Source organism: Kitasatospora sp. NPDC048239 (assembly GCF_043202015.1).
Taxonomy (GTDB): Bacteria; Actinomycetota; Actinomycetes; order Streptomycetales; family Streptomycetaceae; genus Kitasatospora.
This window is the reverse complement of record NZ_JBICZP010000006.1, coordinates 64,579-81,885: the sequence shown is the minus strand read 5'-3', so window position 1 is coordinate 81,885 and position 17,307 is coordinate 64,579. Positions and strand designations below refer to the sequence as shown.

The following is a 17,307-nucleotide window of genomic DNA, read 5'->3' as shown; positions in this document are numbered from 1 at the left end:
AGCGGCGCGCCCGCGCCCGGGGCCCGCCGAGGAACTCCGCCGACGGGCCCCTCAGGCCCCGCGGCGGATCAGCCCCCGCCCGCGCGCCTCGCGCACCGCCGCGGTCCGCGAGTCCACCCCCAACTTCACGTAGATGTGCACCAGATGGGACTTCACGGTGGCCTGGCTGAGGTGCAGGTGCTGGCTGATCTGCCGGTTCGTCAGCCCGTCCGCCACCAGCCCGAGCACCTCCGTCTCCCGCGCGCTCAGCGCCGCCGCGGGCGTCCGCATCCGTTGCAGCAGCCGGTCCGCGACGGTGGCCGCCAGGGCCGTCCGCCCCGCCGCCGCCGACCGGACGGCCCGTGCCAGCTCCTCCGGCGGCGCGTCCTTCAGCAGGTACCCGGTGGCGCCCGCCTCCAACGCCGGCACGGTGTCGGCGTCCGTGTCGTAGGTGGTGACGATGAGCACCCGGGGCGCCCCGGGCCGGGCGGTGATCGCCGCGGTGGCCTGCGCACCGTTCATCGCGGAGCCCGGCCCGAACTGCAGGTCCATCAGCACCACGTCCACCGCCAGCTCGCCGGCCAGCTCGACGGCGCGCTCCGCCGTGGCCGCCTCGGCGACGATGGCGAGGTCCGGCTCGGCCTCCAGCACCGCCCGCAGCCCGGCCCGGACCACCGGGTGGTCGTCGGCGAGCAGCAGGCGGATCACCCGGTCGGTCACGGCCGCTCCCCGGCGGCGACCGGCAGCAGCACGGCGAGCGCCGTGCCCTCCCCCGGGGCGGACTCCACGGTGAAGGTGCCGCCGAGCGCCCGGGCCCTCGCCCGCATCGACGGCAGGCCGAAGCCCCCGTCGGCCGCCGGCCCGCCGTCCGCCGCCGTCCTCGCTCCCGCGCCGGCCCCCGCCGGATCGAACCCGGCCCCGTCGTCGAACACGTCGAGTGCCACCTCCCCCTCCATGTAGCTGAGCGTCACCTCGGCGCGCGAGGCGTGCGCGTGCCGCACGGTGTTGCCGAGCGCCGACTGCGCGATCCGCAGCAGCGCCACCTCCTGCGGCACCGGCAGCCCCACCGGATCCCCGGAGACGTGCAGATGGACCGGCAGGCCGCTGTGCGCGGTCGTGGTGGCGCACAGCCGCCCCAGCGCGACCGGCAGCGAGGCGTCGTCCAGGCCCGGCGGGGTGAGCGCGCGAACGAAGCGGCGCGCCTCCTCGAGGTTGTCCTGGGCCGCCTGCCGGGCCTGTTCGACGTAGCCGCCGGCGGCCTCGGTGCGCTCCGGCAGGGCCCGCTGGGCGGCGCGCAGCAGCAGCTGGATGCTGGAGAGGCTCTGCGCGAGCGTGTCGTGGATCTCCCGGGCCAGCCGCTCCCGCTCGGCCAGCACCCCCGCCGCGTGGTGGGCGGCGGCCGCGTCGGCGCGGGCGGCGGTCAACTCGTCGATGAGCCGGCGCCGCTCCTCGCTCTCCCGGTAGAGCGCCTGGTAGCCGAGCACGGTGGCGGTGGCGACGGCGGCCCCGAGCGCCGGGCCGATGGCGGCCGCCGCGCTGAGGGTGTGCTGGTGCCAGGAGTAGGCGGTGATCGCCGCCACGGCGGTGCCGGCGACGGCGGCGGGCCCGGTCCGGCGGCCGAGCAGGTGCAGCTCCAGGAAGTACAGCGGGAAGGCCAGCCAGACCCCGTCCGGGGTGGTGACCAGCAGCCCCGCCCAGGCGGCCCCGAGCAGTCCGAGCCAGAGCGCGGCGGCCCGCCGCGACCGGCGGACGGCCGCCAGGAACGGGCCCGCCGCGTAGACGGCGGCCATCGCGAGCGCGGCGGAGGCGACCGCCGCCGGATCGCCGCCGCGGCCGGCCGCGGCGCGGGCCACGGCGAGCCCGAGCAGGCCCGCCACCAGCAGGTGCAGGCAGACCTGGAGTACGCGGGCGACGGGGGTGGTGCGGGGTTGTTCGGTCGCCATCCGTCCAGCCTAGGAGCAGCCCCGCCGCCCGGCATCAATCAAAAGGTTGAACTCCGCCTCCGCCCTTGGACGCCGAGGATCCAATCCCCGGTGCGATGCCCGCGCCGCCCCGCCCCGGCCACTGTGGGGAGCGTCGTACTGGGACCGGAGAAAGGGCTCGTCGTGTTCGTCGCCTGGAGGGATCTGGGGTTCGCCAAGGGGCGGTTCGCCCTGATGGGGAGCGTCATCGTACTGATCACCGTGCTGGTCGGCCTGTTGTCCGGCCTGACCGCCGGCCTCGGGCGGCAGAACATCTCGGCGATCACCGGGCTGCCCGCCGACCACCTGGCCTTCTCCCGGCCGGCCGACGGCCAGAAGCTCTCCTTCACCGACTCCCAGGTCACACCCGAGCAGTGGCAGGGCTGGGCCCGGGAGCCGGGCGTCACGGCGGCGCAGCCGCTCGGCATCGCCACCACCAAGGCGGCGGCCGGGCAGCGCACCGCCGCGCTCGCCGCCTTCGGGGTCCCGGAGGGCTCCGCCCTCGCCCCGCCGGGCGCGCAGCCCGGCTCCGGCCGGGTCGTCCTGTCGCAGGCCGCCGCCGACCAGCTGGGCGGCCTGCGGCCGGGCGCCGAGCTGACCCTGGCGGGCCGCCCGCTGCGGGTCGCGGCGGTGGCCGGCGACGCCTCGTACAGCCACACCCCGGTCGTCTGGACCGGCCTCGACGACTGGCAGCAGCTCGCCCCGGGCGGCGCCGGGCACGCCACGGTGATCGCCCTCGGCACCGCCTCCGGCGCGGACCTCGCCGCCGCCGACTCCCGGTACGGCACGGAGACCCGCGACCGCGACGGCGCACTCGCCGCGATCGGCTCCTACACCTCGGAGAACGGCTCGCTACAGCTGATGCGCGGGTTCCTGTTCGCCATCTCGGCCCTGGTGATCGGCGCCTTCTTCACCGTCTGGACGATCCAGCGCAGCGGCGACGTCGCCGTGCTCAAGGCGCTCGGCGCCTCCACCGGCTACCTGCTGAAGGACGCGCTCGGCCAGGCCGTCCTGCTGCTGGTGCTCGGTACGGCCGCGGGTACCGCGATCGCGCTCGCCGCCGGGGCGGTGATCGGCCCGGCCGTGCCGTTCGTCCTGGACGCCCCGACCCTGCTGTTCCCGGCCGCCGTGATGATCGCGCTCGGCGCGGTCGGCGCGGCCCTGTCCATCCGGCGGATCACCTCCGTCGACCCGCTGACCGCCCTGGGGAGCGCCCGATGAGCCTGCACCTCGACCGCATCACCCTCACCTACCCGGACGGCGACGGCCGGCTCACCGCCCTGGACGAGGTCTCGCTCACCGTCCCCAAGGGCTCGCTCACCGCGGTGGTCGGCCCGTCCGGCTCCGGCAAGTCCAGCCTGCTGGCCGTCGCCGCGACGCTGATCGCCCCGGACCGCGGCCGGGTGGTGGTCGACGGCGTCGACACCACCGGGCTGGGCCGCGCCGGGCTCACCGCGCTGCGCCGCCACCGGATCGGCGTCGTCTTCCAGCAGGCCAACCTGCTGCCCTCGCTGACCGCGGCCGAACAGCTCCAGGTGATGGCCCACCTGGACGGCCGCTCCCCGCGCGCCGCCCTGCCCCGGGCCCTTGAACTCCTCGCCGCCGTCGGTCTGCGCGACCAGGCCGGCCGCCGGCCGCACCAGCTCTCCGGCGGTCAGCGCCAGCGTGTCAACATCGCCCGCGCCCTGATGAACGATCCGACCGTCCTGCTCGTCGACGAGCCGACCAGCGCCCTCGACCACGAACGCGGGTCGGCCGTGATCGACCTGATCACCGATCTCACCCACCGCCGTGCCACGGCTACCGTGCTGGTCACCCACGACCGCACCCATCTGAGGGCCGTCGACCAGGTCGCGGAGGTCCACGACGGCCGGCTGACCGTCCCCGCGGCGGCCTGAGCTGCTTCTTGGCGGTGAGCACGTCGGCCACCGAGAGCGTCACCGACGCCCCGATCGACTCGGGCCGGTTCTTCCACTGCTGCGGCGGACATGGAAGTCCTCCTGGCTGCCGATGCCGAGAGCATCACCGTGGAGCCCGGGCGCCGATGACCGCCCGATCATCGGCGTTCATCCGAACGAGTGCCGCAGGCCGTCAGCGCGTCCGCAGCCGAAGCCCCGGCGGGGCCGCCTCCGGCGACTCCTCCCGGCCGGCCGCCCAGAGCGAGCGGACGTGGCCGAGATGGCGGGACATGCACTCCTCGGCGGCGGCGGCGTCGCCGGAGATCATCAGGTCGAGCAGCTCCAGGTGCTCCTCGGCGGAGGAGACCAGCTCGCCGCGCTGGTCGAGCCGGTTGAGGCCGTAGAGCCGGGAGCGCTTGCGCAGGTCGCCGACGACCTCGACCAGGCGGGCGTTCCCGGCCAGGCCCAGCAGGTCGAGGTGGAACTGGCGGTCGGCCTCCAGATAGCCGATCAGGTCGTGCTTGCGGGCCGCCGCGACGATCGCCTCGGCCTGCGGGCGCAGGGCCTCCAGCTGCTCGGCGGCGGCGGAGCGGGTGACCCGGCCGATGGTGGGGACCTCGATCAGGGCACGGATCTCGGTGAAGTCGTCGAGGTCGCGCTCGGTCAGCTCGGTGACCCGGAAGCCCTTGTTGCGGACGGCCTCGACCAGGCCCTCGCGGGCGAGGTCGAGCATGGCCTCGCGAACGGGGGTGGCGGAGACCCCGAAGTCGGCGGCGAGGGCGGGCGCGGAGTAGACGACACCGGGGCGCAGCTCGCCGGAGATGAGGGCGGCGCGCAGCGCGTGGGCGACCTGGTCGCGCAGCCGCTCCTGGACGGAGATCAGGGTGCGGGGTTTGAGGTCGGCCATGGTGTTCCTCCGGTGGTTGCTGAACACCAGCGTACAATGTCACGTTACGTTGAGTGTGCAACAGTCCGGGATTCGGGTGATCCCTGAGCATCCCGGAAGAACGTGTCACCCCATGGTGGCAGCGGCCGCCGGCCGTGACAACGGCCGGCGGCCCCCCACTCCTTACGGCCTGCCGAACGTCGAGGCGGCATAGGGCGGGAAGTCCCGCGCGGAGATGCCGTTGGCCTCGGCGACCGCGGCGGCGTGCAGGTGGCCGACCAGCGAGCTCCAGAACCGGTCCATCCGGATCTGGTGGTACAGCGCCGCCAGCCCCGGGTCGTCGCCCCGGTAGTCGGCGCCGGTCAGCACCTCCAGGGTGGCCCGGTGCCGCCGGTACGGCTCGACCGGCCCGCTGTAGAAGGTGGCGGACTCGGGGGCGCCGATCCCCGAGGGCGGCACCTGGACGCCGCCGGTGAGCTGGGCGGCCCCGCGCCCGGCCAGCCAGCGGGCGAGTTCGCGGGCCCGCTCCGGGGTGCCCGAGCCGAGGTTGACGATCACCCGGCCGGCGAGCGCCGGCGCCGCGGACTCCAGCACGGCGCGCACCGCGTCGTGGTCGGCGAGGCTGAGGACGACCAGCTCGTTGGCGGCCACCGCCGCCTCAGCGCTCGGCGCCAGGACGGCCCCGCGGGCCACCAGCTCCCCGGCCCGGGCGGCGGTGCGGTTCCAGACCGTCACGGGGTGGCCGGCGTCCAGGTAGGCGGCGGCCATCGCCCGCCCCATCGGACCGAGGCCGATCACGGTCACCGGGACGGCGGGCGCCGCGGCCGCGGCCGCCTGGCCCTCGGCCGTCGGGCTCCTGGGCATGGAAGCTCCCCCTCCACTAGAACGATCGCTCTATCCAGCACCTGGAAGCTAACACACTCCGGAACGAACGCTCTATTCAGAAGATCGGCCGGACGGGCCTAGACTCGCCGGGTGAAGACGACCACCACCGGCACCCGCGAGCGGATCGTCCGGGCCACCTCCCGGCTGCTGCGGCGCCAGGGGTACGAGGGCACCGGGATCAAGCAGATCTCGCGCGAGGCGGAGGCCACCCTCGGCTCCGTCTACCACTTCTTCCCGGGCGGCAAGCAGGAGCTGGCGGCCGAGGCGATCCGGCACGGCGACCAGGAGTTCGCCGAGCTGCTGCGGCAGGGGCTGGCCGCGGTCGACGACCCGGCCGACGCGGTCGTGGTCTGCACCCGGCTGCTGGCCGAGGGGCTTCGCGAGTCCGGGTGGCAGGACGGCTGCCCGATCACCACCACCGCGCTGGAGACGGTCGGGCGCGCGCCCGCGATCGAGGAGGCCGTCGCGGAGGCCTTCGCCCACTGGCGCGCCGTCGTGGAGGCGAAACTGCGCGCGGCCGGGATCGGCGGGGACGACGCCCGCGAGCTCGCCGCCACCGCCATCAACACCCTGGAGGGCGCGGAGCTCGCCGCCCAGGTGGCCCGCAGCGAGGAGCCGCTGCACCTGGCCGGCCGGCACCTGGCCCGTCTGATCAACACCTACCGCTGACCCGACTCCGCAGCACCCGGCACCCGGCACTCCGCGGCGACGTGCACGCAGAAGCGGCCGGTGCGGCGGGGGATCCCTCCCCGCCGCACCGGCCGCAGCCTTTCCGTCGCCCTGCTCCCGCCCGGTCAGCCGCCCTGGCGGTGGACCTCCGCCGCGACGGCGAGGTCCTGCCAGGCCATCCCGACGCTCTTGAAGAAGCGCGGGCGGTCGGCCGGCACCGGGACTTCGCCGCGCACCAGCTCGGCCAGGTTCCACAGCGTGTCCGCGCCGGTGACGCCCGCCGCCAGCAGGTCGCCCGCCTCGCGCAGGGCGGCGGCGCGCGCCTCCACGTACAGCGCGGCGCGGCGGACCAGCACGGTGTCCACCTCGCGCGCCTGCGGCTCGTGGGAGCCCACAGCCGCGACCACCGCGTGGTCGGGCACCAGGGCGCCGTCGAACAGCGGGGTGCGGGCCGTGGTGCAGCAGACCACCAGGTCGGCGTGGGCCACCGCGGACGCCGTACCGACGACGGCCTCCAGCCCGCGCCGGCGGGCGTACGCGGCCAGCGCCTCGGCGGGCTCCGCGCGCCGGGCGACCACCGTCACCCGGGTCAGCGGGCGCACCCCGAGCAGCGCGTCCAGGTGCCCGTACGCCTGCGGTCCCGCGCCGAACAGGACGAGGTGCGCCGCATCGGGCGCGGCCAGCCGGCGCAGCGCGACGGCGGTGACGGCGGGCGTGCGCAGCGCGGTCAGCGCCGCACCGTCGAGCAGTGCGAGGGGCTGCAGCGTCGGGCCGTCCAGCAGCAGGTAGCTGCCGGTGATCCGGGGCAGTCCGACGGCCGGGTTGGCGGGCACCACCCCGGCGATCTTGACGCCCGCGTACCGGGCCGAGGCGGCCGGCATCAGCAGCAGCTCGCCGGCGGGCACCGGCACGGCCGAGCGGGCCGGCCCGGCCTCCGGGTCCAGCCCGTCCAGCAGCACCTGCTCGATGGCGTCCGCCGCCTGCGCGGGGGTCAGGTCGACGGCGCCCGGCGCGACGCGCGGGAGCGGCTCAGCGGCCGCGCCGGACAGGAGGGGGGCGGCCGCGGGGTCCGCGGCCGCGCGGGGGTCGGTCACAGCAGGAACCCCGCACCCAGCTCGTCCTGCGCGTCCAGCAGGAAGCGGTGCTCACCGGTGCGGTACGCCGTGCCGGTGACCTCGGTGACCACGCCGCCGGCCAGCGGGTCGCCGCCCGAGGGCACCCGGCCGGTGAACTCCGTCCCGATCACCGATTCGTGCCGCAGCTCCTCGCCGGGTGCCAGCCGCCCCTCGGCGGTGAGCACCGCGAGGCGGGCGGAGGTGCCGGAGCCGCACGGGGAGCGGTCGATCTGGCCGTCGGCGAAGACGGTGACGTTGCGCTGGTGCGGGCCGGACGGCGTGTCGGGCAGCTCGTCGTACAGGATGACCCCGTACACGCCGGACAGCCGCGGATCCTCGGTGTTGCGCACGGCGGGCGAGCCGGCCAGCGCCGCACGGATCTCCCGACCGGCCTCCGTCAGTTCGGGCAGCTGCGCGGTGGCCACCGACAGGCCCAGCGCCGCCGCCGGAACCGAGGCGTAGCAGGCGCCGGAGTGCGCGACGGCGACCTCCACGACCCCGCGGGACGTCTCCACCGGGAGCTTCAGCGCACTGACCACGGTCGGCACGTTGCGGAAGGTCACCCCGGTGGTCCGCCCGCCCGCGCGGTGGACGGTGGCGGTGACCCGCCCGGAGGGGACGTCGATCCGCACCCGGGCGACACCGTCGTCCGGGGCCGCGACCAGACCGGAGTCCACCGCCCAGGCGCCGAGCGCGATGGTGCCGTGCCCACAGGCGGTGGAGTAGCCGTCCTTGTGCCAGAACAGCACGCCGAGGTGGGCCTCGTCGTCGTCCGGCGGCACCAGGAAGCCCCCGTACATCCCGGCGTGGCCGCGCGGTTCGCGGGTCAGCAGCCGCCGGACGTCGTCCAGCGCGCTCGGCCGCGGGGCCGTCGCCTCGCCGCCCGCGCCGAGCGCGATGGCCCGCCGCTCGGCGACGCTGTCCCCGGGGATCACCGGCGCGCCGGTCAGGACGATCCGGAACGGCTCGCCGGCCGCGTGGTAGTCGACCGTCTCGACGATCACGACGCGCCCCCGGCCGGAAGCAGCGTCACCGTCCGGCTGGTGGTGTAGAAGTCCAGTGCGGCGGCGCCCTGTTCGCGGTCGCCGTGGCTGGCGCCCTTGGCCCCGCCGAACGGCAGGTGGAAGTCGACGCCGCTGGACGGGGCGTTGACCCGGATCATGCCCGCGTCCAGCCGGTCGGCGGCGGCCAGCGCCGCGTCCAGGTCGCGGGTGTGCACCGAGGCCGACAGCGTGTACGGGGTGTCGTTGGCGAGCGCGATCGCCTCGTCCAGGTCGGCCGCCGCGTGCAGCACGGCGATCGGGCCGAAGAACTCCTCGCGCCGCAGCGGGTGGTCGTCCGGCACGTCGGCGACCAGGGTCGGGGCGAGGTACCAGCCGGTCCGCTCCGGTGCGCCGCCGCCGGTCAGCACCTCGGCCCCGGCGTCACGGGCCGAGGCCACGGCCGCGACGATCTCGTCCCGGGTCGCGGAGTTGATGACCGGCCCGCACGACGTGTCGTCGACCTGCTCCAGGGCCTTCACCAGGGCGGCCCGCAGCGGCTCGTACGCCGCGCCGACGGCGATCACCCGGCTGGTGGCGGTGCACTTCTGCCCGGCGTACCCGGCGATCGCGGCGGCCAGGTGAGCGGCGGCCTGCGCCATGTCGGCGTCCGGAAGGACCAGTGCCGCGTTCAGCCCGCCGAGTTCGGCCTGGACCGGGATGCCGCGCTCGGTGGCGGTCCGGACGACCTGCCGGCCCACCCCGGTGGATCCGGTGAACGAGACGACGTCGGCGCTGCCGACCAGCTCGCCGCCCTCCGCGCCGCCGCCCGGCAGCACGGTGAAGACGTCCGTCGGCAGACCGGCCTCCGCGATCAGCCCGGCCAGCCGCAGCGCGCAGCCGATCGCCTCCGAGGACGGCTTGAGCACCACGGAGTTGCCGACGGCCAGCGCCGGGGCGGCCTTCCAGGTGGGGATCGCCAACGGGAAGTTCCACGGCGTGACCAGCCCGGCCACCCCGTACGGGCGGCGGCGGGTGAGCAGCAGCCCCGGCCCGGCGGCGGTCTCGTGCACGGCGCCGGACGCCGCGAACGGCGCCTGCGCGTAGTAGCGCCAGATCGCGGCGGTGCGGGCGACCTCGCCCCGCGCCTCGGCGAGCGGCTTGCCGACCTCGCGGACGACCAGCGCCGCCAGTTCCTCGGCGTTCGCCTCGACCAGCTCGGCGATCCGGGTGAGCGCGGCGGAGCGGGCACCGGCACCGGCGGCGAGCCACCCGGCCTGCGCGGTCCGGGCCCGGCCGACGGTGGCCCGCACCGCTTCGACACCGGGTGCGTCGACCTCGGCCACGAGGTCCTCGGGATCGGCGGGGTTGTACGAAAGGATCGTCACAGCAGGCAGCCCTTCAGGGTGTTCAGGCGGTTCAGAGCAGGAACCCGGCCGGGAACGGGTCGCTCGGGTCGAGGAAGTACTGGGCGGTGCCGGTGATCCAGGCCCGTCCGGTGACGGTGGGCACCACTGCGGGGTGCCCGGCCACCTCGGTCTCCTCGACCAGGCGACCGGTGAAGGTCGTCCCGATGAAGGAGTCGTTGCGGAAGTCCCGGCCGATCGGCAGCTCACCCCGCGCGTGCAGCTGGGCCATCCGCGCGGAGGTGCCGGTGCCGCAGGGCGAGCGGTCGAACCAGCCGGGGTGGATGGCCATCGCGTGCCGGGAGTGCTCGGCGGTGGAGCCGGGAGCGAGCAGCTGGACGTGGTGGCAGCTGTGGATGGACGGGTTGTCGGGGTGCACCGGCCGGTCCGGGCCCGAGTTGATCGCGTCCATCAGGGCCAGGCCCGCGTCCAGGATCTCCTGCTTGCGCTCGCGCTCGAACGGCAGCCCGAACTCGGCGAGCGGCAGGATGGCGTAGAAGTTGCCGCCGTAGGCGAGGTCGTAGCCGACCGTGCCGTATCCGGGCACCTCGATCTTGCGGTCCAGCGCGACGCTGTACGAGGCCACGTTGCGGATCGTGACGGCCTTGGCCGCACCGTCCTCGACCTGCACCTCGGCGACGACCAGTCCGGCGGGGGTGTCCAGCCGGATGGTGGTGACCGGCTCCACCACCGGGACCATGCCGGTCTCCACCAGGACGGTGGCGACGCCGATGGTGCCGTGCCCGCACATCGGCAGGAGGCCGGACACCTCGATGTAGAGCACGCCGAAGTCCGCGTCCGGCCGGGTCGGCGGCTGCAGGATCGCGCCGCTCATCGCGGCGTGGCCGCGGGGCTCGTACATCAGCAGGGTGCGGAAGTGGTCCAGGTGCTGCTGGAAGTGCACCCGGCGCTCGGCCATCGTGGCGCCGGGGATGACCCCGAACCCTCCGGTGATGACCCGGGTGGGCATGCCCTCGGTGTGCGAGTCGACGGCGTGGAACACGTGGCGGCTGCGCATGTGGGTGTGACTCCCGTCGGGTGGGGGGTGTGGTGGGGCCGGGCCGGCTGCCCCCGCAGCCGGCCGATCCCGGGCTTGTCGAGCCGCGCGCGTACTACGCGAGGCCCTCGGCGAGCGCCTTCTCGGTGGCCGCGCGGACGGCCGTCTCGATCTCCGGGGACAGCGGCAGGCGCGGCGGCCGGGTCGGGCCGCCGGGGCGGCCGGCGATGTCCTGGGAGAGCTTGATGGCCTGGACGAACTCGGTCTTGGAGTCCCAGCGCAGCAGCGGGTGCAGCGCCTTGTAGAGCGGCAGCGCGACGTCCAGGTCGCGGGCGACCGCGGCGCGGTAGAGCGCGACGGTGGCCTCCGGCAGGGCGTTCGGGTAGCCGGCGATCCAGCCGACGGCGCCGGCCACGGCCAGCTCCAGCAGCACGTCGTCGGCGCCGATCAGCAGGTCCAGCCCGGGGGCCAGCTCGGCGATCTCGTACGCCCGGCGGACGTCGCCGCTGAACTCCTTGACCGCCACGATCGATCCCTCGGCGTGCAGCTTCGCGAGCAGCGACGGGACCAGGTCGACCTTGGTGTCGTACGGGTTGTTGTACGCCACGATCGGCACGCCGGCCTTGGCGACCTCGGCGTAGTGGGCGCGGACGATGGCCTCGTCGGCGCGGTAGGCGTTCGGCGGCAGCAGCAGGACGGAGCCGGCGCCGGCCTCGGCCGCGTGCTCGGCCCAGCGGCGGGACTCGGCGCTGCCGTAGGCGGCCACGCCGGGCATGACGCGGGCGCCGTCGCCGGCCGCCTCGACGGCGACCGTGACGATCCGGCGGCGCTCCTCGTCGGTGAGGGTCTGGTACTCCCCCAGCGAGCCGTTGGGGACGACGCCGTCGCAGCCGGAGTCGATCAGCCAGCGGACGTGGTCGGCGTAGGCGTCGTAGTCGACGGAGAGGTCCGAGCGCAGCGGGATCGTGGTGGCGACCATGACGCCGCGCCAAGGACGAGTGGTGTCGTACGGGGTGTTGGACACGAGGGACTCCTTGGTGAGGTGTGACATTTTATTAGAGGGCGCGGGCGAGGGCAAGTACCTACGCCCGCAGGTTCGAAAGCCGTTTCCCGACCGGGTGCGATCCGGCCGGGAAACGGGGTCCAGGTCAGTCCGGTGCGCCTGCGGCGAGCTGCGAGAGCGGCACCGGACAGGCCAGCGGACGCCGGTCGGCGGTCGGTTCCCCGCCGCCGGCCAGCGCGGCCACGGCCGGACCGCACATCCGGCCCTGGCACCAGCCCATCCCGGCCCGGGTGAGCAGCTTGACCGTCCGGGCGTCGCCGGCGCCCAGCTCCTCCACGGCCTCCGTGATCCGGGCCGCGGGGACCTCCTCGCAGCGGCAGACGTCGGTGTCCGGGCGCAGCCACCCCGTCCAGCCGGGGCCGGGGCGGTGGGCGGCGGCCATCAGGTCCGCGAAGGCCCGCAGCCGGGAGCGGCGGCGCAGCAGGGCGGCGTGCGGGAGCCGGTCGGCCACGGCGTGCGCGGCCAGCTCCCCCTCGGTGATCGCCAGGTCGGCGCCGCCGACGCCGCAGGTCTCGCCCGCCGCCCAGAGGCCGGGGACGGTGGTGCGCATCCGGGCGTCGACCTTCAGCGCGACCGCGCCGTCGGCGACGGCCCGGGTGTCGGCGCCCAGCTCGACGGCCAGCTCGATCTGCGGCAGCAGTCCGTGCCCGACGGCGACGGCGTCGCAGGCGATCCGCCGCTCGGTGCCGGCCACCGGCCGCCAGTCGGCGTCCAACCGGGCCACCGTGACGGCGGTGACCCGGTCGGTGCCGTGCGCCTCCACGACGGCGCTGCGGCGACGCAGCCGGACGCCGTGGCGCAGCAGGGCGGTGCCGTGGCCGGCACCTTCGACGAGCTTGGCCGGGACGGCGGCCAGCACGCCGGGGCGCCGGGCGTAGCCGAGGTAGTCGGTGGCCTCGACCACCGCGGGCACCTCGGCACCGGCGGTGACCAGGGAGGATGCGGCCGCCAGCAGCAGCGGTCCGCTGCCGGCCACCACGATCCGTCGGCCGGGCAGGACCAGGCCCGCCTTGAGCATCGCCTGCGCTCCGCCGGCGGTGACCACGCCGGGCAGCGTCCAGCCGGGGAACGGCAGCTGCCGCTCGTAGGCCCCGGTGGCCAGCAGGACGGCGCGGGCCCGGACGGTGGCCCGCTCCTCGGCCTGCGCGCCGAGCGTGACGTGCACCGCCCAGGCGTCGGCCGCCTCGCCGGTGCGCTCCAGCGCCCAGACCTGGTGTCCGCCCAGGAAGTCGACCAGGCCGATCTCCTGGTGTGCGGCGAGCCGGTCGGCCAGGTCGGTGTAGACGGACCAGCCGTGGTGCAGCCGGTCCGGCCGGGCGGCGCCGAGACCGGGCGCGGGGTGGCGGTAGTACTGGCCGCCGGTGCGCGGGCCCGCGTCGAGCAGGGCGCAGCGCAGCCCGAGGTCGGCGGCGGTGACGGCGGCGGCGAGGCCGGCCGGGCCGGCTCCGATCACCGCGAGGTCGTACCCGGGGTGGCGGGCGTCAGACGGCGAGGTCGGCACGGCCGTTGCCCTCCTGGGTGGTGACGGTGGTGCCGGGCTCGGCGGGGATCAGACAGGTCCGCTGGTTGGGGCGGCCGTCGACGACCGCCAGGCAGTCGAAGCAGGCGCCGATTCCGCAGAACGCCCCGCGCGGCCTGCCGCCGACCCGGGTGGTGCGCCAGGCCAGCACGCCGTCCGCCCACAGGGCGGCGGCGATCGACTGCCCGGGCAGTGCGGTCACCGGTCGCCCGTCGAACTCGATGGTGTGGGCGGTGCCGGGTACCGCCCTGACCAGGGCGGCGGGGGTTCGGCGCATCGGCGGCGTCTCCGTTCCGATCGGGAGGCTGAGCGGGTGCTGAGCGAGGTGCTGGGCAACGGTGCCGAGCAGGACAGGGGGCGGGGCATGGGGCAGGCCGTGAGCCGGGAGCCGGTCCCGGATCGGCCGTCGGTGCACTTTGCAAAGTGGCAATCCACTTTGCAAAGTCATCAGGCTCTTTGCAAAGTGCACCGACGGTCAAGCATCGACCGGAAACCGGTCCGCCCTGAAGGGCGTGAGGTCCAGCGAGGGCGCCTTCCCGACCAGCTGCTCGCTGATCAGCAGCCCGGTGGCCGGGGCCAGCCCGATGCCCGCGCCCTCGTGGCCGCAGGCGTGGTAGAGCCCGGGCACCCGCGGGTCGGCGCCGATCGCGGGCAGGTGGTCGGGCAGGTACGGCCGGAAGCCCCGGTAGGCGCGCAGCACGTTCACGTCCGCCAGGACGGGGAACAGCGCGGCGGCCTGCGCCGCGAGCCGGTTCAGCACCTCCACCGAGAGCGTCCGGTCGAAGCCGACCCGCTCCCGGCTGGCGCCGATCAGCACCGGTCCGCCGGGCGTTCCCTCGACGACCGCCGAGGTCTGCAGCGCCGCCGACCCGCTGGCGACGTCCGCGACGTAGTCGGCGGCGTAGACCTTGCGCCGGACGATCCGCGGCAGCGGCTCGGTCACCAGGACGAACCCGCGCCGGGGCAGCACCGGCAGGTGCACCCCGGCCAGGGCGGCCAGCTCGCCGCCCCAGGTGCCGGCCGCGTTGACCACGGCGGGCGCGTCCAGCCTGCGCCGGTCGGTGTCGACGCCGAGCACGGCGCCGTCCGGCCCGGTCCGCACCGCCCCGACCGTCTCGCCGGTGTACAGCAGCGCACCGTCGCGGCGGGCGGCGCGCAGCAGGTGGGCGGCGGCCAGGGCGGGCTGGACCTGGGCGTCCTGCGGGTAGAGGAAGCCGCCGGCCAGGCCGGATGCGAGGTGCGGTTCGAGCTCCTGCAGCCGTTCGCCGGGGATCTCCTCGGCGACGACGCCGACCGCGGCCTGCTCGGCGGCGAAGGCGCGCAGGGCGTCCTGCCGGGCCGGGGTCGCCGCGACCACCAGGCCGCCCTTCGGCTCGTACTCGACGTGTTCGCCGAGGCTCTCGGCGAGCTCGGTCCAGAGCCCGGTACTGAACAGCGCGAGGTCCAGCTCGGGGCCGGGCTCCTTGTCCGAGACCAGGAGGTTGCCCTCACCGGCCCCGGTGGTGCCGCCGGCGACCGGGCCGCGGTCGACGACGGCGACGGAGAGTCCGGCGCGGGCGGCGTAGTAGGCGCAGGCGGCACCGACCACGCCGGCACCGACCACGACGACATCCAGGGAGGTCTTGGACTTGGGCACGTCAGTAATATGTCACATGCCATCCCGCCTGCCAAGACCACCCCGCCAAACGGCCAAACCGGCGCAAAGAAGCCCCGGCCAGCCGACACTCGGCGGACCGGGGCTCCTGGCCGGACGATCACCGGACGATCAGGTGATGTCGTCCATCTGCTCGTGACGGGCGGCCGGCACGGGTGCGCTCGCCACCGGCGCGGTGGAGGCCTCCACCGCCTCGGCCCCGGAGACCGGCTGGACGCTGAGGTCCAGCTGCGAGGCCTCCTCGTCGTCCAGCGCGAGGTCCGGATTGCGCCTGGCCTTGCGCTTGTCGTTCACGATGGCGATCCCGACCGCGACGAAGTACAGCGCCCAGATCGGCGCGGCGAGCACCAGCATGCTGACCGGATCGGCGCTCGGCGTCGCGAAGGCGGCGAACACGGTGATGGCCATCACGATGCCGCGCCACCAGCCGAGCAGCCGCCTGCCGGTGACCATGCCGACGATGTTCAGCATCACCAGGAGCAGCGGGAACTCGAAGGCGAGGCCGAAGACCAGCACCATCCGGGTGGCGATGTCGAGGTAGTCCTCGGGCGGCAGGATCGGCGTGGTGTTGTTCGGCGTGAACGAGATCAGCACGTCCACCGTGGTCGGCAGCACCAGGATGGCGCAGCTCACGCCGGCCAGGAACAGCGGCGCCCCGCAGGCCATGAAGATGACCGTGTACTTCTTCTCGTGCTTGTGCAGGCCGGGCGCGATGAAGGCCCACACCTGGTAGAGCCAGATCGGCACGGCCGCGACCACACCGGCCGTCAGCGACACCTTGAGCATCCAGGTGAAACCGGCGGTCAGACCGATGTTGGAGACCTGGGCGCACTTGCCGTGGAACTGGGAGGAGGTCTCCGGCGTGCAGTGCGGCAGGGGCTTCAGCAGGAAGTCCTCGATCTGCTTGTGGTAGATCGCCGCAACGATCGTGACGATCACGATCGCCAGGACCGACTTGACCACGCGGTTCCGCAGTTCCCGCAGGTGGTCGGCGAGCGCCATCCGCCCGTCAGGATCCTTGGGCGCCTTCGACGCCTTGGAGAGCTTGCTCAACCCCGGTCCTCAACTCGTGCGTCGAGGCCCGCCGGTCGGCGGGCCTCCATGGTCACGTGCGGCGCGTCCCGTACGTGGATCGCCCGCCTCACCTGCGGCGGGCGTGCCGCTCACCGCGGCTGTCCGCCGTCCGGGGCGGGGTGCGCGGACTGCCCGGAGGCCGGCTCGGCCACCGGCCGGGCCGTCGCGGACGCGCCGGGGGCGGCCTGGATGGTCCTGGCCGCCCCGGACTCGGCGCCCACCGCGGACGCGGGCGGCTGAGCCGGCGCGTCGGCGTCCTGCGCGCCGTCGGAGCGCATCGCCTTGGTCTCGCTCTTCAGGATCCGCAGCGACTGGCCGAGCGAGCGCGCCAGGTCGGGCAGCCGCTTGGCGCCGAAAAGCAGAATGGCAAGGACCACGACCACCAGGATCGCGGTCGGCGAGATCCGCATGCTCGACCACCTTCAGTCATGGCGGCACCGACAGGCCGCTCGCTGCGGGGATGGTAACCGCTGCGGGTGACACCTGGACGACGGCCGCCCGAACGGGACAGCGGCCCCCGTCGCACCTCAGGAGCCTGCTGAGAGGGTAACCCGACGCCCCCCGCGCGCATCAGCCCCCGTACCGCTCACGACCGGGCCGTGGTACGGCTCACCCGGCGCCTCAGCGCCCGGGCACCGCCGCCGCGAGGTCGCCGGCCGCCTCGGCCAGCGCCCGGGAGGCGGCGTCCACTCCCTTGGCCAGGGCCCGTACGTCCAGCCAGAGCCGGACCGCGAGGACCCCGAGGACCAGCAGCCCGGCGGTGGCGAGCAGTACGGCGGCGACGAGCATCCAGGACATGGGCACCACCCTATCCGCCGGGCCCGGTGGCCCTGCTCAGCCCTCGGCCGGGACGAGTCCCCCGCCCGGGAACAGTCCCCCGGCCTGGACGACGCTCCCGCCCTGGACAGTGCCCTGGCCCGCGCCCCTGGCCTGGCCGCCGCCCGACTGCGGGCCGCCCGCGGCCGGCCCGGGTCCGCCCGCCGTCGCGGCGCCCTCCACCGGGACGAGCCGCATGGTGCGCACCCCGGCGCCGGTCAGCGCCGCGACGATCTTCTCCCCGGCGGCCTTGCGCACCGCCGCCCCGCAGAGCGGGCAGCCGAAGCTGTAGTGGGCCTGGTCCGGAGTCCGACCGAAGGTCAGGCGGAACTCCTCCGTCGGCAGCTCCACCTTCTCGCGGCACTCCGAGCAGTACACCTTGAATCTGGTACCCGGCTCCACGGC

General features: G+C 75.3%; 18 protein-coding genes and 1 pseudogene. 3 read left to right on the top strand and 16 right to left on the bottom strand.

Going from position 1 to position 17,307, the window contains the following annotated elements:
* Positions 1-51: 51 nt before the first annotated feature.
* Together ACGFZP_RS17980 and ACGFZP_RS17975 are read right to left on the bottom strand one after the other, a co-directional pair.
* Positions 52-699, bottom strand: coding sequence for a response regulator (locus ACGFZP_RS17980; protein ID WP_392933682.1), 648 nt, complete (start codon positions 697-699; stop codon positions 52-54).
* A complete protein-coding gene (locus tag ACGFZP_RS17975; protein ID WP_392933679.1) occupies positions 696-1,922 on the bottom strand; it encodes a sensor histidine kinase in 1,227 nt (408 codons plus the stop codon). Before ACGFZP_RS17975 ends, ACGFZP_RS17980 begins: the two co-directional genes overlap by 4 nt.
* A gap of 162 nt (positions 1,923-2,084) precedes the next feature.
* Between ACGFZP_RS17975 and ACGFZP_RS17970 the strand changes: the two genes are divergently transcribed.
* Together ACGFZP_RS17970 and ACGFZP_RS17965 are read left to right on the top strand one after the other, a co-directional pair.
* Complete coding sequence (locus ACGFZP_RS17970; protein WP_392933677.1) at positions 2,085-3,161, top strand: ABC transporter permease; 1,077 nt, start codon at positions 2,085-2,087, stop codon at positions 3,159-3,161.
* Positions 3,158-3,838, top strand: coding sequence for an ABC transporter ATP-binding protein (locus ACGFZP_RS17965; protein WP_392933674.1), 681 nt, complete (start codon positions 3,158-3,160; stop codon positions 3,836-3,838). The genes ACGFZP_RS17970 and ACGFZP_RS17965 overlap by 4 nt, the downstream gene beginning before the upstream one ends.
* Positions 3,839-4,031: 193 nt before the next feature.
* Here ACGFZP_RS17965 and ACGFZP_RS17960 read toward each other — a convergent pair whose 3' ends face one another.
* Complete coding sequence (locus ACGFZP_RS17960; protein WP_392934654.1) at positions 4,032-4,745, bottom strand: GntR family transcriptional regulator; 714 nt, start codon at positions 4,743-4,745, stop codon at positions 4,032-4,034.
* Positions 4,746-4,922: 177 nt separating this feature from the next.
* Positions 4,923-5,588, bottom strand: a pseudogene (locus tag ACGFZP_RS17955) (NAD(P)-dependent oxidoreductase); the annotation flags it as partial.
* 111 nt (positions 5,589-5,699) lie between these two features.
* Between ACGFZP_RS17955 and ACGFZP_RS17950 the strand changes: the two are divergent.
* Complete coding sequence (locus ACGFZP_RS17950; protein WP_392933672.1) at positions 5,700-6,278, top strand: TetR/AcrR family transcriptional regulator; 579 nt, start codon at positions 5,700-5,702, stop codon at positions 6,276-6,278.
* Positions 6,279-6,403: 125 nt separating this feature from the next.
* Here the strand turns inward: ACGFZP_RS17950 and ACGFZP_RS17945 are convergent, their stop codons facing one another.
* From ACGFZP_RS17945 to ACGFZP_RS17890, 12 genes are all read right to left on the bottom strand, one after another.
* Positions 6,404-7,372, bottom strand: a complete 969-nt coding sequence (locus ACGFZP_RS17945; RefSeq protein WP_392933669.1) for an ornithine cyclodeaminase family protein — start codon at positions 7,370-7,372, stop codon at positions 6,404-6,406.
* Positions 7,369-8,397, bottom strand: a complete 1,029-nt coding sequence (locus tag ACGFZP_RS17940) for a proline racemase family protein (RefSeq protein ID WP_392933666.1) — start codon at positions 8,395-8,397, stop codon at positions 7,369-7,371. The genes ACGFZP_RS17945 and ACGFZP_RS17940 overlap by 4 nt, the downstream gene beginning before the upstream one ends.
* Entirely contained in the window at positions 8,394-9,770 is a 1,377-nt protein-coding gene (locus tag ACGFZP_RS17935; protein WP_392934651.1) for an aldehyde dehydrogenase family protein, read from the bottom strand. The genes ACGFZP_RS17940 and ACGFZP_RS17935 overlap by 4 nt, the downstream gene beginning before the upstream one ends.
* A 22-nt stretch (positions 9,771-9,792) precedes the next feature.
* On the bottom strand, positions 9,793-10,797 hold the full coding sequence (locus tag ACGFZP_RS17930) for a proline racemase family protein (protein WP_392933663.1): 1,005 nt from the start codon (positions 10,795-10,797) through the stop codon (positions 9,793-9,795).
* Positions 10,798-10,891: 94 nt separating this feature from the next.
* Positions 10,892-11,755 (bottom strand): dihydrodipicolinate synthase family protein, encoded by an 864-nt coding sequence (locus ACGFZP_RS17925; RefSeq protein WP_392934648.1) that lies wholly within the window; start codon positions 11,753-11,755, stop codon positions 10,892-10,894.
* A 169-nt stretch (positions 11,756-11,924) separates the two neighbouring features.
* Positions 11,925-13,340, bottom strand: coding sequence for an NAD(P)/FAD-dependent oxidoreductase (locus tag ACGFZP_RS17920; RefSeq protein WP_392933662.1), 1,416 nt, complete (start codon positions 13,338-13,340; stop codon positions 11,925-11,927).
* Positions 13,321-13,635, bottom strand: coding sequence for a (2Fe-2S)-binding protein (locus tag ACGFZP_RS17915; RefSeq protein WP_392933659.1), 315 nt, complete (start codon positions 13,633-13,635; stop codon positions 13,321-13,323). The genes ACGFZP_RS17920 and ACGFZP_RS17915 overlap by 20 nt, the downstream gene beginning before the upstream one ends.
* A gap of 198 nt (positions 13,636-13,833) precedes the next feature.
* The gene (locus ACGFZP_RS17910) at positions 13,834-14,994 is read right to left on the bottom strand and encodes an NAD(P)/FAD-dependent oxidoreductase (RefSeq protein ID WP_392933656.1); all 1,161 of its coding nucleotides are present in this window, start codon (positions 14,992-14,994) and stop codon (positions 13,834-13,836) included.
* Positions 14,995-15,123: 129 nt separating this feature from the next.
* Entirely contained in the window at positions 15,124-16,014 is an 891-nt protein-coding gene (gene tatC / locus ACGFZP_RS17905; RefSeq protein WP_392934646.1) for a twin-arginine translocase subunit TatC, read from the bottom strand.
* A 161-nt stretch (positions 16,015-16,175) separates the two neighbouring features.
* Positions 16,176-16,496 carry a Sec-independent protein translocase subunit TatA gene (gene tatA, locus ACGFZP_RS17900; protein ID WP_392933653.1) on the bottom strand — a complete coding sequence of 107 codons (321 nt, stop codon included), beginning with the start codon at positions 16,494-16,496 and terminating at the stop codon, positions 16,176-16,178.
* A 211-nt stretch (positions 16,497-16,707) separates the two neighbouring features.
* Positions 16,708-16,884 (bottom strand): hypothetical protein, encoded by a 177-nt coding sequence (locus ACGFZP_RS17895; protein ID WP_387949486.1) that lies wholly within the window; start codon positions 16,882-16,884, stop codon positions 16,708-16,710.
* 36 nt (positions 16,885-16,920) lie between these two features.
* Entirely contained in the window at positions 16,921-17,304 is a 384-nt protein-coding gene (locus ACGFZP_RS17890; RefSeq protein ID WP_392933650.1) for a hypothetical protein, read from the bottom strand.
* Positions 17,305-17,307 lie beyond the last annotated feature (3 nt).

Bases quoted from the DNA above. Each gene is read 5' to 3' on its own strand.
- ACGFZP_RS17975 (WP_392933679.1), bottom strand. From the start codon at position 1,922: ATGGCGACCGAACAACCCCGCACCACCCCCGTCGCCCGCGTACTCCAG.
- ACGFZP_RS17965 (WP_392933674.1), top strand. From the start codon at position 3,158: ATGAGCCTGCACCTCGACCGCATCACCCTCACCTACCCGGACGGCGAC.
- ACGFZP_RS17960 (WP_392934654.1), bottom strand. From the start codon at position 4,745: ATGGCCGACCTCAAACCCCGCACCCTGATCTCCGTCCAGGAGCGGCTG.
- ACGFZP_RS17930 (WP_392933663.1), bottom strand. From the start codon at position 10,797: ATGCGCAGCCGCCACGTGTTCCACGCCGTCGACTCGCACACCGAGGGC.
- ACGFZP_RS17925 (WP_392934648.1), bottom strand. From the start codon at position 11,755: ATGGTCGCCACCACGATCCCGCTGCGCTCGGACCTCTCCGTCGACTAC.
- ACGFZP_RS17915 (WP_392933659.1), bottom strand. From the start codon at position 13,635: ATGCGCCGAACCCCCGCCGCCCTGGTCAGGGCGGTACCCGGCACCGCC.
- tatC (WP_392934646.1), bottom strand. From the start codon at position 16,014: ATGGCGCTCGCCGACCACCTGCGGGAACTGCGGAACCGCGTGGTCAAG.
- tatA (WP_392933653.1), bottom strand. From the start codon at position 16,496: ATGCGGATCTCGCCGACCGCGATCCTGGTGGTCGTGGTCCTTGCCATT.
- ACGFZP_RS17895 (WP_387949486.1), bottom strand. From the start codon at position 16,884: ATGTCCTGGATGCTCGTCGCCGCCGTACTGCTCGCCACCGCCGGGCTG.